Below are 13127 nucleotides of genomic sequence, written 5' to 3'. Positions count from 1 at the left end.
CACCCGCTAACCTGGGCCCGTCACCGGGGCCCACTCACATCTCGGGGAGAGCGCACACCGATGCTCAGGTATCTGCCGTTCCTGCTGGTCCTGGCGTTGTGGATCTACGCCTTCGTGGACTGCCTGAACACTCCCGAGGAAGAGGTGCGCCACCTGCCGAAGGTGGTGTGGGTGATCATCATCCTGCTCTTCGGCGAGGTGCTGGTGGGTCCGGTCGCCTGGCTGGTCACCGGCAAGGTGCGGCGCGCCCCCGAGACGGGCTCCGCTCCTTCCCCCTTCCCGACGGGACACCGCGACACCGGAGCCTCCTGGGTCGCCCCCGACGACAACCCCGAGTTCCTCAAGTCCCTCGACAAGGACGACCCGAAGAGCGACTGACATGGAACTCCGGCTGCTCGTCACCTTCGAGAAGGTCGCCACGGTCCTGAGCTTCACCCGTGCGGCGGCCGAACTGTCGTACGCGCAGTCCAGCGTGACGAGCCAGATCCGCACCCTGGAGTCCGACCTGGGCGTCGAGTTGTTCGACCGGCTCGGCAGCCGCATCCGGCTCACCGAGGCGGGGGAGCGGCTGCTGCCCTACGCCCGGCAGATCATCGAGCTGGCCGAGGAGGCCCGGGCGGCCGTCACCGGGGCCGAGGAGCCGTCCGGCACCCTCACCGTCGGCACCATGGAGTCGCTGACCTCCTATCGGCTGCCCCCGCTGCTGGAGTACTTCCACCACCGCCACCCGAAGGTGCGGCTCGCCCTGCGCACCACCATCGGCGACGAGACCCGGCAGGCGCTGCGGCAGGGGACGTACGACGTCGGTTTCCTGATGGAGGAGGAGACCGAGCATCCGGGTCTGGAGAGCGCGGTGCTGGCGGTGGAGCCGCTGGCGCTGGTCGCGGCGCCCGGACACCCGCTGGCCGCAGGGCCGGTCACGACGGCCGACCTGACCGGGCAGGCCCTGCTCGCCACCGAGCCCGGCTGCGCCTACCGGGACCTGTTCGAGCGGGAGCTGACCGCGCTGAAGCCGGTGGAGTTCATGGAGTTCGGCACGATCGAGGCCACCAAACGCGCGGCGGCGGCCGGCCTCGGGACGGCACTGCTGCCCGAGGTGACGGTCGCCGCCGAACTCGCGGAGGGCTCCCTGGTACGGCTCGACTGGAAGCCGCCGTTCACGCTTCGCACGCAGCTGGCGTGGCGGTCCGGGAAGCGGCTTCCCGCTCATGCGCGGCTGTTCCTGGAGCAGGCGCGGCGGCTCGTGGCCGAGCAAGGCTGACCTTCAGGCTCGCCGTCACGATCAGCGGGACGCCCAGCGCCTGGACGAGGCCGATGTGGTGGCCGTACACCGCCCAGTCCATCACCATCGCCACGGCCGGGTAGACGAAGGCGAGTACGGCGATCTTCGCGGTGGGCAGCTGGGCGTAGGCGGCGTACATGAGGACGTACATCACGCCGGTGTGGATGAAGCCGAGCCCGAGCAGCCAGCCCCAGTCCCAGCCCGTCCCGCCCATCGCGCCGAAGTCGGCGAACGGGAGCAGCAGCGGGATGCCGACCAGGACCTGGACGAGGGCGATCAGATGCGGGCGTACGCCGGTGATCCGCTTGGTGACCAGGGTGGACAGACCGTAGAGGAGAGCGGCGAGCAACGCCTGGCCGATGCCGGTGAGATAGGCGCCGCCGCCGGTGAAGTCGGCGGGGGTCACCCCGGAGACCAGGATCAGGCCCGCGAAGGCGACGGCGATCCAGCCGACGCGCGCGGCGGTGAGCCGTTCCCGGAAGAGGAGGGCGCCGAGGAGGACCACGTAGAAGGGCTGCGTGTGGTAGACCACGGTGGCCACGGAGATGGACGTGTTCTCGTACGACTGGAACAGCAGCACCCAGTTGAAGACGATGAACACCCCGCCCAGGACGGCGAGTCCGAGGGTGCGCGGGGTGAAGCCGTGGTCGCGCAGCCAGCCGCGTGCGACGACGTAGCCGCCGAGGGCGAGGGCGCCGAACAGGACGCGGCAGAAGACGACGTTGAAGGGCGAGGCGCCCGATTCGACGACGAAGACGCCGAGGGTGCCGGACAGCATCATCGCGGTGGTCAGCTGGGCCGTGCCCTTGTGCTCTGAGGTCATGCCGTCGAAGCTACGAGCGGCCGCCGGTGCCGGTCCACGCGCTGGTGGGGCGTCCTGCCGATGGGGGCATCGGGGGTGCCGATGGGCGCAGGTCGGACGCCCTCACTGGAAGACGGCCACCGGGTACTGGAGCACGACCTCGCGCGTGCCGGAGCGCCAGCTCGTCACCTTCCCCAGGCAGTGGGCCTGGAACTCGCCCTCGGGCAGCTGCCGGTCCGGGGTGCGCAGCCCCTCGACGCGCAGGACGACCCGCAGATGCGCGGCCTGCTCGCCGTCTCCGTAGGGAGCCCGCATCACCAGCGTCTCTCCCTGGGTGCCCTGCGCCTCGAACCGGCCGGTGATCATGACGAACTCGCCGATCTCGCTGAGCACCACCTCGTCGGCGGCCCCCTCCGCGAGCAGGGCCCGGTTCGGCGTGACCGTTCCGGAGTCCCGCCGCAGCCGCACCCGGACGAGCGCGTCCCCCCGCTGCAGGACGGACAGCAGCAGGCCGATCACCGAGATCGGCTCGCTGTTCTCGACGTACTTGGCGACGACCTCGGTGGTTCTGCCCCCGGTCAGCTGGAACAGCAGGGACACCAGCGGAATCACCGCCAGACAGCCGGTGTTGCGGACCCGCCGCTCCTCGACCTCCCGGCGCAGCGCCGATCGGTAGTTGCCCATCTTGAACAGGCCCATGACGGCGTCGTTGTCCAGGTACAGCGGAAGGTAGTTGGGGTCCTCGGGTGCCTTCCTGGCCCGCCTGAGGGCCTGCCGCACGACGAGCACGGCCAGCACGAGCAGGCCGGCGAAGGCCGCCAGCCACCATGTCATCGCGCCCCACCAGGCGCTCCACCAGGTGCCGTCAAGAACAGCCACGGATCTCCTCGAACGCGGTGGACAGGGACGAGCCGTCGGCGTCGACCATGCGGCCGCCGGTCACCGAGGCGACCTGCCGCAGTTCCGCCGCGTCGGCGTCCCCGAAGTGGACGGGATAGGTGTGCACCGCGCGGGCCTCGGCGGGGCGGGCCCTGTAGCGGCTGACGAACGTGCTGCGGTCGATGCCCGCGTTGTTCTCGCCGTCGGTCATCAGCACGATGGACACCGCCCGCCCGGGGTCCTCGCGCACGGCCCGTTCGGCGGTGGCGTAGCCGTGGTCCAGGGCGGACCAGATCGCCGTGGAACCGTCGTAGCCGCCGTCGGCGACGAAGTCCTCCAGCCGGGTGAGATCGGCCGCGCCGTGGACGGTGACCGTGCGCTCGTCCAGGGGCCGGCCGCCGAAGCGGACCGCGGTCAGCCGCTCGCCCTGGTAGAAGCGGACGAACTTGGCCACGGCCGAGGAGTCCGCCCCGCTCAGACCCGCGAACGCGGCGCGCAGCGCGGTCGTACGGGCACCGCGCATGGAGTCGGAGAAGTCGAGCAGGAAGATCACCTGGTCGGCGACGCGCCGCCGGGGGTCTCCGTAGTCGTCCAGGAGCCGGTCGAGGACGGCCGGGTCGTCGGGGAAGTACAGCGCGTTGTCCAGGGGCGCCCGGAGCCGTTCGTCGCGGTGGACGGCGGTGTTGACCGGGCGGCGCAGCGTGCGTCGCATGATGTCCCGCTGGTGGCCGGCGTCCGTCAGCCACTCCACCACCCGGTCGTAGGCGTCCCGGCGGGCGGGGTCGAGCAGGAGCAGCGGGTAGTCGGACAGGACCATGCCGTCGGCGGGCTGCACGATGTCGAGCGGCTGCCCCAGCCGCCCGGAGGCGTTCAGGGTCAGCAGCTCGGACTCGTAGGTGATCAGGGCGTTGGTGCGGCCGGGACGGCCGGCGAAGGCGTCGAGCAGGTCGTGGGAGGTCTCCGCGGTGAGGGTCTGACCGGAGCGGAAGCCGCGCAGCCGGTCGCAGCTGACGTCCTCGGGGCGCAGCGCGCCGCCGGTGCCGGCCGCGGCGGTGGCGACGCCGACGAGGGCGGCGAGACCGCTGTTGCTGTGCCGGGGGTCGGCCATGCCGAAGCGGACGGTGCCGGTGGCGGCGGCGTCGGCGATGTCCGCCCAGGACACGCGTCCGCCGGGCGCCTTGGGGCGCAGTCGCCGTGCCACGTCCCGGGTGAGGCCGACGACGACCGGCGAGCGCATGATCGAGGTGCGCTGCACGCCGGTGGCCGGGGTGGCCCCGGCGGGGGCCTGCTTCGCCCGGAGCCGGAGGTAGCGGTCGGAGGAGAGCCAGGCCAGGTCGTAGGAGTGGCGGCCGGTCAGCAGCGTGTCGCCGGCGTCGTTGGTCGGCTTGTAGTCCATGTCGAGGCGGACCCCGGTGTCCTCGCGCAACTGGTCCAACAAGGGTTTCATGTCGGCGAGTTCGTCGCTGGCCAGCACGCGCAGGGTGGTGTCGGGGCCGCTGCCGCCGCCGGAGCAGGAGACCAGGGCCGCGAGGAGGATCAGACAGAGGGCGAGGGTGAGGGGCCGGGCGCCCGCGGCGCGTGTGGTCACGGCGCCTCCCCGCCGGCCGCCGACTGCGCGATCGGGGCGCAGTCCCCGACCACCTCGATCATCCGCTCCAGCAGTTCGAGGCGGGGCAGTACGGCCTTGGTGTCGTCGGCCGAGAGGACGGGTGCCTGGATGTGGCGGGCACGCAGGAACCGGCTCAGCGCGTCGCTGGTGGAGGCGGCACCGGCGGCGTCGCGGACCCGGAAGCCCAGTTCCATCGCGCGCTTCTGCAGGGCCGGGTCCGTGGTGATCAGGTCGCCGAGCCGACTGCCCTCGGGGGTCAGCGCGATGAGCTGCGGTTCGGTGACGGTCTGCGCCGACGGGTAGAGCAGGACACGCTCGCTGTCGACGTGGCCGGAGTCCGCCCGGGCGGCGAGCTGGTGGGCCAGGAACTGGTGCTCGTAGATGACCGCGATCGGGGAGATGCTCTTGCCCTCGGCGGAGACGTAGGTCTCGTTCTTCTCCGAGGACGGCATGCCCTGGTCGTTGAGCAGCAGCCGGATCCGCTCGGCGAAGCGGGTCGCCTCGGTCGCGTTCTGCGGGATGTTGTCGTGGTTCCACACGTAGGAGACCAACCCCAGGTAGGTGCCTGCGGAGTTGGCCTCGCAGATGTCGGAGGTCTGGGCGAGCACCTTGTTGCCGTTGTGGATGCCGTGCCGCTCGACGCCGAGGCTGTCCCAGCGCCGTCCGTCGGCGGTCGTCCGCAGGAACTTCTCCATGTCGAGGGAGTAGTAGAGCGGCTTCGCCCCGGCGGGCACGCCCGGCAGCGGGGTGGCGATCCCGGCCTCCTGCAGCGTCTCGGCGTACTCGCGGTAGGTGCCGAGCACGATCGGGCTGACGAACGGGCGGTACGTCGTCGCCGGGCGGCCCTCGGTCGCGCGGCGCTTGGTGATCAGGTCGGCGGCGGGCTGCCCGGAGGGGAAGACCACGTCGTAGCTGTCGTAGTTCTGGACGGCGATGCCGCGCGAGCCCATGCGAGTGATGTGCACCCGGAAGCCGTGCCGCACGAGCAGCCGCTGGACCTCGGGATCCTCGAAGTAGTCCGCCTTCGAGGCCATCTTGGCCTCGATCGTGACGATGCGCGTGAACGGCAGGGTGACATGCTCCTGGACGAACACCACGAGTGCGCAGAGCGCCGTGGCGGCCGCGACGGCGCGGGGAGCCAGCCGGCGCACCCGGGAGCGCCGGCTGGGCAGGACCGTGGGAGCGCCGACCTTCAGGCGGGGCTCACCGGTCTGACGAGGTCTGTCGGTCTCTGTTCTCTGAGTGGCCACCCGGTACTCCTGCGTGAGCGGGGGCAGGATCGTCCGCAGCCGGGGAGGCTCCGGCCCGAACGCTCAACGAACGGGCGCCAAAGGGAATGTGAAGGTCTGTCAGGTACTCGGATCAGCCCTGTCGGGAGCTCGGGTCAGGGGTGTGCAGGACGAGGTCGAGCAGCCCCGGGAAGCGTGCGTCGAACTCCGCCCGGCGCAGCCGGTTGACCCGCTTGGGCCCCTCGTCCCGCTGCTCGACGAGACCCGCCCCGCGCAGCACCGCGAAGTGGTGACTGAGGGCCGCCTTGCCGACCGGCACGTCGAAGCTGCCGCAGCTGCGGGACCACTCGGCGGAGCCGGCCAACTCCCTGACCAGGGTGAGGCGTACGGGGTCCGCGAGGGCGGCGAGCGCGGCGAGGACGGGCACGTCGTCCGGGTGGATGTGCTCCGGGGCGGCCCGGTGACTGCTCGCGGCCATGCCGTCCTCCCCGCTGCCGTGTCCCGCTCGCACACCTGTCGGGTGTGCACTTGCCGAGTGTTCGATGAAAATCATACACTCGCGAGTGTTCGCTTTTCATTGAACACTCTCCCGAGCCGGAGGTACGGCATGCGCGCGGTCGAGTTCCAGGAGTACGGCGGTCCCGAGGTGCTGAGGGCGGTGACGGCCGAGGTACCCGAGCCCGGCCCCGGCCAGGTGAGCATCGACGTGGCCTACACGGGCGTGAACTTCGCCGACCTGAAGGCCCGCGCGGAGGGCTACCGGGTGCCGCGGCTGCCGTACGTCCCCGGCCTCGAGGTATCCGGCCGGATCCGCGCACTCGGCGCGGGCGTCACCGCACTGGCCGTCGGCCAGGAGGTGGCGGCGCTGACCGAGGGCGGGGCGTATGCGGAGGTGGCCGTGGCCGACACGACCACCGTCTTCCCGCTCCCCGCGGGCATGGACCTGCGCACGGCGGCCACGCTCCCGACGGTCCTGCCGACGGCCTACGCCCTGATCCACACGGTCGGCCGGCTCCAGCCCGGCGAGACGGTCCTCGTCCAGGGAGCGGCGGGCGGAGTCGGCACGGTGGCCGGCCGGCTGGCCCGGGCGGCGGGCGCCGGGACGGTGTACGGCGTGGTGTCCTCGGCCGCGAAGGCGGCCTACGCCAAGGAGCACGGCTACGACGAGGTGTTCGTCGGCGCCTTCCAGGACCCGGTCCGGCAGGCCACCGACGGCCGGGGCGTCGACCTGGTCCTGGACCCCGTCGGCGGCGACACCCTGCGCGCGGGCCTCGCCTCCCTCGCCCCCTTCGGCCGCCTGGTCTCCTTCGGCAACGCCGGCTCCGCCGAGCCGTGGACCGTGGGCCAGCCCGAGCTGTACCCGCTCGGCATCTCGGTCTCCGGCTTCTCCATCCTGACCCTCGCGAGGACGGCCCCGGCCGAGCTGCGCCGTCTGTGCGAACAGGCCTTCGCCAAGGCGGTCGACGGCACGGTGTCCCTGCCGGTCACGGCCGAGTTCCCGCTGGCGGACGCGGCCGAGGCACACCGGCTGATGGGCGCCCGGACGAGCACGGGGAAGCTGCTGCTCCACGTGCAGGCCTAGGCGCCCCGCCTCACGTCCTTGCCCAGCTCTGGGAGGCGGCCCCCGACTGGCAGGTCGCCTCGGCCACCCCGCCGCCGAAGGCGAGGTCGAGGCAGCCGCCGTCGTAGACGGTGCGCAGGGAGTTGCCGGAGCCCGTCTTCCACAGACGGAGGCTGCTGCTCTGGGAGCAGTCGCCGACGAAGACGGCCTGGCCGTTGCCGTTCGCGCTCAGGCACGCGCCGGTCGACACGTTGATGACCTTGACGCTGCCGCCGGAGGCGCTGCGGAAGGTCCACCTGGCGGACGAGTCAGAGCAGTCACCGAGGCCCGTGGAGCCGTAGACCTGGATCAGGCACTTGCCGTTCTCGCCGTTCTTGAGCCGGAAGGAGCCCGTGCCGGGGCTGGTCGTGGAGGTCCCTCCGGAGGAGGAGCCGCCGGACGAGGAGCCGCCCGAAGAACCACCCGAAGAACCGCCGGAGGAGCCGCCGGAGCTGCTGGAACCGCCGGACGAGCCACCCGAGCCGGATCCCGAGGTACCGCCGGTGGTGCCGCTGCCGCCGCCCGCCGAACCCGAGCCACCGGAATCGCCCGAGGCACCTGAGGCACCCGAGCCCTCCTTGCCGCCGCCCGAACCTCCCTTGTCCCGCTTCTTCTTGCCCGCGGGAGAGGCCGACCCCTTCCCGCCCGGCGTCCCGCTGCCCGACGGGCTCGCGGAGGACCGGCCGGGCGCCGGATCGGCCGACGCGGAGACGGACGCCTCGGGGGTGCCCGCCGTGTCCTTCCGGCCGGAGCCGGTGGCGTACGGCAGGAGCTGGAAGGCGAGGGTCGCCGTACCCACGACGACCACGGCCGGTACGACGGCCAACAGGATGCGCGTGCGCCGCCGTTCGCGGGACCGCTCGGCCGGCCGCTGTTTCTCGCCGGGCCGTACGACCACCTCGGGCTCCGACTCGGCCTCCGGTGCCGACTCGGGTTCCGGTTCCGGTTCCGGTTCCGCCACCGTCACCTCCGGCACCTGCGCCGCGAACGCCGCCCGGGCGGTCAGTCGTTCGGTGATGGACCCGGGCCACAGCGGGGGCTCCGACGCCCCCCGGCCGGCGGCCAGTTCGACGAGTTCGGCGGCGGTGGGCCGGCCCTCGGGATCCTTGTCCAGGCAGGATGCGACGACGGCGGCCAACTCCGTGTCGGCCTCCCGCAGTTCCGCCAGGTCGGGCTGCTCGTGCACGATCCGGTACAGCACGCCGTGCCCGGACTCGTCGCCGAAGGGCGGCCGGCCGCTGCCCGCGAACGCGATCACCGAACCCAGCGCGAACACGTCCACCGCGCCGGTCAACCGCCGTGCCCCCGAAGCCTGTTCGGGAGACATGTAGGCGGGAGTGCCCACCACCATGCCGGTCCGGGTCAGCTGGCTCTGCTCGGCGGCCCGGGCCACACCGAAGTCGATGAGGGTGACACCCTCCAGGGTCAGCATGACGTTCGACGGCTTGACGTCCCGGTGCACCATGTCCAGCTCGTGCACCGCCGTCAGCCCCGCCGCGGCCTTCCGCAGCAGCAGCCACAGCGCCCCGGGCGGCAGCGCTCCGCCGTGCACCTCGACGGCCTCGCGCAGGGTCAGCCCGGGCACGTACGCGGTGGCGAACCACGGCGGCCGGGCGGCCCGGTCACCCGCGAGCAGCGGCGCGGTGGCCCCGGCGGGCAGCCGGGCGAGGTTGTCCAGCTCGTGCCCGAAGCGCCGTACGAAGTCCTGGTCCTCGCCCACCACCGAGGGCAGCACCTGTTTGACGGCCGCGTACCGGCCCTCGTGCACGCCCAGGTAGACCCGCCCCATGCCGCCGGCCCCGAGCCGGCCGAGCAGCGGGATCGGTCCGATCCGCCGAGGATCGTCGTCCTCCAGCGGCTCGACCCCGTTCTGTTCCCCGTTCACGTCTCTCCCCCTGAGTCCAGCGTGCCTGCGAGCCGAGGCCTACCAGGCATTACCTACCGGGCAGTACACTGTTCTGAAATAAGTTTCTAGAAAAGTATTCCAGAATGAGCCGCAAACAACAGCGCGGGGAAGCCACCGCCGAGCAACTCCTCGACGCCGCGCTGCGCGTATACGCCGAGGCGGGCGACCAGGGCCTGACGGTCGGTGCCGTCACCAAGGCGAGCGGGGTCAGCCTGGGCAGCCTGTACCACCACTTCGGCAGCATCGACGGCCTGATGAACGCGCTGCTGCTGCGCTGGCTGGGGCGGCTGCTGGGCGAGCTGGTCAAGGCCCTGGAGGGCACCCGCACCGCCCACACCGGCATCCGGGCGCTGGTCACGGCCTACCTGGGGTTCGTCCAGGAGCACCGGGAGGCCGCCCTGCTCCTGCACTCCTCCTACGCCGACCGTGCGGGCATGGCCGACGGCCGGCGCCTGCGCGACGCCCAGGAGGCCCGTCTCTCCCCCCTCGCCGCCTGGGCCCAGACGTACATCGAATCCGGCGAACTCGCCCCGCTGCCACCGGCGTTGCTCGAATCGCTGATCCTCGGCCCGGTGATCGGCGTCTCCCGCCGCTGGCTCTCCGGCATCGACGACGTCGACCTCGACGAGGCGGCGGTGATCCTGCCCGACAGGATCTGGCGGTCGGTCGGCGCGGAGCCGAAGTGAGCGCCGTCCAGGCGCACATGAAAAGCCGGGCTGGTCCGCACCCGCCTCGAACGGATGCGAACCGGCCCGGCCTGCTCGACCGATCTACCCTTCGATCAGCTCCAGCGCTGGCGCGAGGAGCCCGTGTCGGAAGACGTGACGATGGTCCCCCTGGACGACAGCCCGAGCGTGCGCCCGGTGGCCTTGTTCTTCAGCCGCCAGCCCGAGGAGTCCTTGCTCTCGTACCACTTCTGGTAGTTGCCGCCGTTGCACGCACCCACGTAGACGGCGCCGTTGCGGTTGCTGTCGAGGCACTTCCCGGTGAGGTGGTGCTTCATGGTGTAGGAGCCGTCGGACTGCTTGTTCTCGTCCCACTTCATGCTCGCCCCGGTGGCAGAGGTCGTACGGACCCTGCCGTTGAAGTAGGCCAGGTACTCGCCGTTGTTCTTGTTCTTCCAGGTGACGGCGTGGCTGGCCGCGAACGCCTCCCCCGTACCTGCAAAGGCCAACGCCGGGGCGAGGAATGCCGCCGCGACGAACTTGGCCACCAAACGCTTCTTCATGGAGTTCCCCGTTCACAGGTCGAATGTCGTGTCCGGCGACAACGGCGGCCTCACCTGCGGGCATACGATCATTGAGCGGCGGGTGCGCAGCGTCCACCCGAGGGTGACGGCGGCCTTGACGTGCCGAATCGATCATTGCGGTCGGTGTCACGCTACTCCGGCACGATCATCCCGGGCAACGCGTTAGCGCAGCCGCGACGACGCCAGGATCGACAGCAGGTGGGCCGGGACCATCAGCCAGGTGATCGCGGCCAGCGCGACCAGCGCCCAACGAGTCACCTCGACGCCGCCCGTGGCCAGATCCCCGAGTGCCGCCGCCAGCAGCACCAGGGACGCCTCGATGCCGTTCGTCACTCGGTGGATCTTGAAGGCCGCCGCCAGCCGCCGCACCGTGGCCACGCCCTGCGACCGCGGCCGGGTCGACTCGTCGTCGGCCACCCCGAGCCCGCGCCGGGCCCGGGCCACGTCCACCAGGTCGGTCGAGGCCTTCAGCAGGACCACCCCGAGCGCGGTGGCGATGCCGAGCGAGAGCCAGCCACCGAGGCCGTTCTCCGCCGCCCGGAACCCGATCCCCACCATCAGCGCCGCGTCCGCGAGGTAGGCCCCGAGCCGGTCCACATAGATACCGGTCGCGCTGTTCTGCCCCTTCCAGCGGGCGACCTCGCCGTCCACGCAGTCGAAGAGGAGGAACAGTTGCATGAGGACGACGGCCAGGACCGCACCGGTCGGGCCGGGGATCAGGAGGGCCGCACCGGAGGCGATGCCGCAGACCACCATGGTCCAGGTCAGCTGGTCCGGGGTGACCGGGGTGCGCACCAGCTGCCGGGTGAACCGCAGCGAGATCCTGCGCATGTACAGGCGGCCCGCCCAGTGCTCCCCGTTGCGGCTCGCCAGCTTGGCGTACGGCTGGCAGACCTCCCGCAGCTCCTCCAGAACCGGGGCAGCGACCATGGGCGTTCCCTCCCGCGCGAAGTGATCGGGCCAGGGTACAGAGGCGGTTCGGGCCACCCGAACGCGGGCGCCGCGCGTTGCCCGGGCACCCGCAGCGGGGAACAGTGAGGACATGGATCAGCAACAGGCCCGCGCCTGGCTCGCCACCGCCGTCGCCGAGGCCCGCGCGGGACTCGCCGAGGGCGGCATCCCGATCGGCGCCGCCCTCTACGGACCCGACGGCACGCTGCTGGGCCGCGGCCACAACCGCCGCGTCCAGGACGACGATCCCTCGATGCACGCGGAGACGGCTGCGTTCCGGGCGGCGGGACGGCAGCGCACGTACCGCGGCACGACCATGGTGACCACCCTCTCCCCCTGCTGGTACTGCAGCGGCCTGGTCCGTCAGTTCGGAATCTCGCGGGTGGTGATCGGCGAGGCGACCACCTTCCAGGGCGGCCACGACTGGCTCGCCGAACACGGTGTGGAGATCGTGCTGCTGGACGACCCCGAGTGCGTCGCCCTGATGCGCGCCTTCGTCAAGGACAACCCGGCTCTGTGGAACGAGGACATCGGTGACTGAACCGCGGATTCCGACCATCGACCTCCGCCCCTGGCTGGACGGCGACGCCGAGGCCCGGGCGGCCCTCGCCCGTACCGTCGACCAGGCCCTCAGGACCGCCGGGTTCCTGCTGGTCACCGGGCACGGCGTGGAGCCGGAGCTGCGCGCCCGGATCCGTGCGGCCGCCCGGGACTTCTTCCTGCTGCCGGAAGCGGCCAAGCGGCGGTACGAGGCCAGGGTCGGCGGGCGTGGCTGGCTGGGTCCGGGCGCCGAGGCCAACGCGTACGCCGAGGGCACCGAGACCCCGCCCGACCTGAAGGAGTCGCTGACCTTCGCCACGCACGAGCCCTTCGAGGACCCGGTCGTCAACGCCGAGTGGTACGCGCCGAACGTGTGGCCGGCGGAGATCCCCGGGCTTCGCCCGCTGTGCGAGGAGTACCTCGCCGAGATGGCCGGACTGGAGAAGGAACTGCTGTCGCTTCTGGGGTACGCCCTCGGACTCGAACCCGACTTCTTCTCCCGGCACATGGACCATCCGACGTACGGCTTCAACATCAACTGGTACCCGGGGACCGAGGTCGTCGGCGAGCCCGAGCCCGGCCAGTTCCGGATCGGGCCGCACACCGACTTCGGGACCGTCACCGTCCTGGACCGGCAGGCGGGGAAAGGTGGCCTGCAGGTCTACACGGACGAGGGCGGCTGGGAGGACGCGCCCTACGATCCGGCGGCCTTCACCATCAACATCGGTGACCTGATGGCCCGGTGGACCGGCGACCGGTGGCGGTCGGGGCGGCACCGGGTGCTGCCGCCGCCCGCCGACGCGCCCGGCGAGGAGCTGATGTCGCTGGTGTACTTCGGCGAGTGCACCCCCGGCACGCTGGTGGAGTCCGTGCCGGCGCCGGTGGGCCGGGTGGCGTACCCGCCCGTCGACTCGCACGTGTACCTGCGGGAGAAGCTGAACTCGATCACCGTCGAATGACCCCTGCCCGATCACCGTGGGTTAATCAGTTCCGCGTTCGGCCCGCCATCCGTTCCGTTGAAATGCCCCGGTCGGGCATGTCCCGGCCGCGTCCGACGGCATTCCCTTGAAGGGGGCCCAC

The 13127-nt window shown here is 71.7% G+C and carries 14 protein-coding genes; 6 read left to right on the top strand and 8 right to left on the bottom strand.

The window, feature by feature from the left end; translation table 11 throughout:
- Window positions 1–60: 60 nt before the first annotated feature.
- Both ACIRVH_RS35175 and ACIRVH_RS35170 read left to right on the top strand, forming a co-directional pair.
- Entirely contained in the window at window positions 61–378 is a 318-nt protein-coding gene (locus ACIRVH_RS35175) for a PLD nuclease N-terminal domain-containing protein (RefSeq protein ID WP_403962061.1), read from the top strand.
- A 1-nt stretch (window position 379) separates the two neighbouring features.
- A complete protein-coding gene (locus tag ACIRVH_RS35170; RefSeq protein WP_403962058.1) occupies window positions 380–1261 on the top strand; it encodes a LysR family transcriptional regulator in 882 nt (293 codons plus the stop codon).
- On the opposite strand, the gene ACIRVH_RS35165 is transcribed toward ACIRVH_RS35170, so the two are convergent.
- From ACIRVH_RS35165 to ACIRVH_RS35145, 5 genes are all read right to left on the bottom strand, one after another.
- Window positions 1158–2105 (bottom strand): DMT family transporter, encoded by a 948-nt coding sequence (locus tag ACIRVH_RS35165; protein ID WP_403962055.1) that lies wholly within the window; start codon window positions 2103–2105, stop codon window positions 1158–1160. The two genes, ACIRVH_RS35170 and ACIRVH_RS35165, sit on opposite strands and share 104 nt — an antisense overlap.
- Window positions 2106–2207: 102 nt before the next feature.
- Complete coding sequence (locus tag ACIRVH_RS35160; RefSeq protein WP_403962052.1) at window positions 2208–2963, bottom strand: hypothetical protein; 756 nt, start codon at window positions 2961–2963, stop codon at window positions 2208–2210.
- On the bottom strand, window positions 2950–4551 hold the full coding sequence (locus ACIRVH_RS35155; RefSeq protein WP_403962049.1) for a substrate-binding domain-containing protein: 1602 nt from the start codon (window positions 4549–4551) through the stop codon (window positions 2950–2952). Before ACIRVH_RS35155 ends, ACIRVH_RS35160 begins: the two co-directional genes overlap by 14 nt.
- Complete coding sequence (locus tag ACIRVH_RS35150; protein WP_403962046.1) at window positions 4548–5822, bottom strand: hypothetical protein; 1275 nt, start codon at window positions 5820–5822, stop codon at window positions 4548–4550. Before ACIRVH_RS35150 ends, ACIRVH_RS35155 begins: the two co-directional genes overlap by 4 nt.
- Window positions 5823–5934: 112 nt before the next feature.
- Window positions 5935–6279 (bottom strand): ArsR/SmtB family transcription factor, encoded by a 345-nt coding sequence (locus ACIRVH_RS35145; protein WP_403962043.1) that lies wholly within the window; start codon window positions 6277–6279, stop codon window positions 5935–5937.
- A 129-nt stretch (window positions 6280–6408) separates the two neighbouring features.
- Between ACIRVH_RS35145 and ACIRVH_RS35140 the strand changes: the two genes are divergently transcribed.
- Window positions 6409–7383, top strand: a complete 975-nt coding sequence (locus tag ACIRVH_RS35140) for a zinc-binding alcohol dehydrogenase family protein (RefSeq protein ID WP_403962040.1) — start codon at window positions 6409–6411, stop codon at window positions 7381–7383.
- A gap of 10 nt (window positions 7384–7393) precedes the next feature.
- On the opposite strand, the gene ACIRVH_RS35135 is transcribed toward ACIRVH_RS35140, so the two are convergent.
- Complete coding sequence (locus tag ACIRVH_RS35135; protein WP_403962038.1) at window positions 7394–9286, bottom strand: protein kinase; 1893 nt, start codon at window positions 9284–9286, stop codon at window positions 7394–7396.
- 104 nt (window positions 9287–9390) lie between these two features.
- Here ACIRVH_RS35135 and ACIRVH_RS35130 point away from each other — a divergent pair, with 104 nt between their 5' ends.
- Entirely contained in the window at window positions 9391–9993 is a 603-nt protein-coding gene (locus ACIRVH_RS35130; protein WP_403962035.1) for a TetR/AcrR family transcriptional regulator, read from the top strand.
- Window positions 9994–10088: 95 nt separating this feature from the next.
- On the opposite strand, the gene ACIRVH_RS35125 is transcribed toward ACIRVH_RS35130, so the two are convergent.
- Together ACIRVH_RS35125 and ACIRVH_RS35120 are read right to left on the bottom strand one after the other, a co-directional pair.
- Window positions 10089–10535, bottom strand: a complete 447-nt coding sequence (locus ACIRVH_RS35125; protein ID WP_403962032.1) for an RICIN domain-containing protein — start codon at window positions 10533–10535, stop codon at window positions 10089–10091.
- Window positions 10536–10718: 183 nt separating this feature from the next.
- Window positions 10719–11486, bottom strand: a complete 768-nt coding sequence (locus ACIRVH_RS35120) for a CDP-alcohol phosphatidyltransferase family protein (protein ID WP_403962030.1) — start codon at window positions 11484–11486, stop codon at window positions 10719–10721.
- A gap of 112 nt (window positions 11487–11598) precedes the next feature.
- On the opposite strand from ACIRVH_RS35120, the gene ACIRVH_RS35115 reads away from it, so the two are divergent.
- Both ACIRVH_RS35115 and ACIRVH_RS35110 read left to right on the top strand, forming a co-directional pair.
- A complete protein-coding gene (locus tag ACIRVH_RS35115) occupies window positions 11599–12048 on the top strand; it encodes a nucleoside deaminase (protein ID WP_403962027.1) in 450 nt (149 codons plus the stop codon).
- Window positions 12041–13006 carry an isopenicillin N synthase family dioxygenase gene (locus tag ACIRVH_RS35110; RefSeq protein WP_403962024.1) on the top strand — a complete coding sequence of 322 codons (966 nt, stop codon included), beginning with the start codon at window positions 12041–12043 and terminating at the stop codon, window positions 13004–13006. The genes ACIRVH_RS35115 and ACIRVH_RS35110 overlap by 8 nt, the downstream gene beginning before the upstream one ends.
- The last annotated feature ends 121 nt before the right edge of the window (window positions 13007–13127 follow it).

The sequence above is a fragment of the Streptomyces sp. NPDC101165 genome (genome assembly GCF_044768135.1).
Taxonomy (GTDB): Bacteria; Actinomycetota; Actinomycetes; order Streptomycetales; family Streptomycetaceae; genus Streptomyces.
This window is presented reverse-complemented; position numbering and strand designations above follow the sequence as displayed.